At 39.8% G+C, this 1360-nt stretch carries 1 protein-coding gene; it reads left to right on the plus strand.

Features of this window, described 5'->3' with window-relative positions:
• Nucleotides 1-1238 (plus strand): IS1182 family transposase (locus P20311_RS17535; RefSeq protein ID WP_036985312.1); only part of this gene is annotated, 1238 nt, incomplete at its 5' end.
• Nucleotides 1239-1360: the final 122 nt, after the last annotated feature.

The following is a 1360-nucleotide window of genomic DNA, read 5'->3' on the forward strand; positions in this document are numbered from 1 at the left end:
ATCTTTATGGTTACCTCAACCGTATTCAATCATCCCGCCGATTAGAAACCGAATGCCAACGCAATATTGAACTGATGTGGCTACTTGGTAAGTTGGCACCCGACTTTAAAACGATTGCTGATTTTAGAAAAGACAACGGAGGCGGTATAAAAAATGTATGCAAAACGTTTGTTGAAGTCTGTCGTCGCCTGAATATGTTTGAGAAACCCGTTGTTGCCATCGATGGTAGTAAGTTTAAAGCTAGCAACAACAAAGGCAATAATTTTACGCCAAGCAAAGTTAAATTTCACATCGACCGAGTCGAAAAGAACATTGAACGTTATCTTGAATTACTTGATGAAGCCGATAAAGAGCAAGCTAACGTCACAAAAATTAAAGCCACAAAAGAGAGACTAGCTGACTTTCGCAGCCAGTTAAAAAAACTATACGAGATTAAAGAACAAGTTGAAGCTCATCCTGATAAGCAAATATCCACTACTGATCCTGATTCACGTTTAATGAAAACTCAAGGTTTTACAAGAGTTGTGAGTTATAACGTACAAAGTGCGGTTGATACCAAGCATCACCTCATAGTGGCGCATGACGTGACCAACGTGCCAGATAGAGGCCAGCTTGCGTCAATGACGAAACTCGCACAAGAAGCATTGCGCAAGAAAGATATACGGGTATTAGCAGATAAAGGTTACTTCAGTCAGCCAGATATAAAAGACACTATCGATTTGGGTGCAGAGCCAATCATGCCCAAGACGGATACATCGTCCTCTGAAAAGAAAGGGATATTTAACCGCTCACTTTTCAAATACGATGCAAATAAAGATATTTACTTATGCCCCGCTGGTAATGAACTTCAAAATCGAATGCAGGTATTTGAGCAAGGTAAATACCTTGATGTTTACTTCAATCACATTGCTTGTCGAGATTGTAAAATAAGAAGTCAGTGCACTAACTCTAAAAAAGACCCTAGGCGAATAAGGCGGTGGGTGCATGAGATTCTGACAGAAGAAATGCTTCAAAAGCTAAAGAATCAACCTGAATTGATGCTTCATCGCAAGCAAACTGTTGAGCACCCCTTTGGCACAATTAAACTCTGGATGGGAGCTACCCACTTACTAACACGAGGTTTAAAAAGCGTGGGGACAGAAATAAGTCTTCATGTCCTAGCTTACAACTTCAGAAGAATGATAACAATTATGGGAGTTAACGGCCTAAGTAAAGCAATTAGAGTAGCGTTGCCATAGCAGTTTCGCTCGCGCGGAGAAAATTGCGATACTGAGAAAAAATCGATCGCAACCATCTTAAATGGTTTCAAACTAAGAACATACCCAAGACAATTTATTAAAAATTAGTTTTTACACAGTCT

This window comes from Pseudoalteromonas sp. BSi20311 (assembly GCF_000239875.1).
Classification (GTDB): Bacteria; Pseudomonadota; Gammaproteobacteria; order Enterobacterales; family Alteromonadaceae; genus Pseudoalteromonas.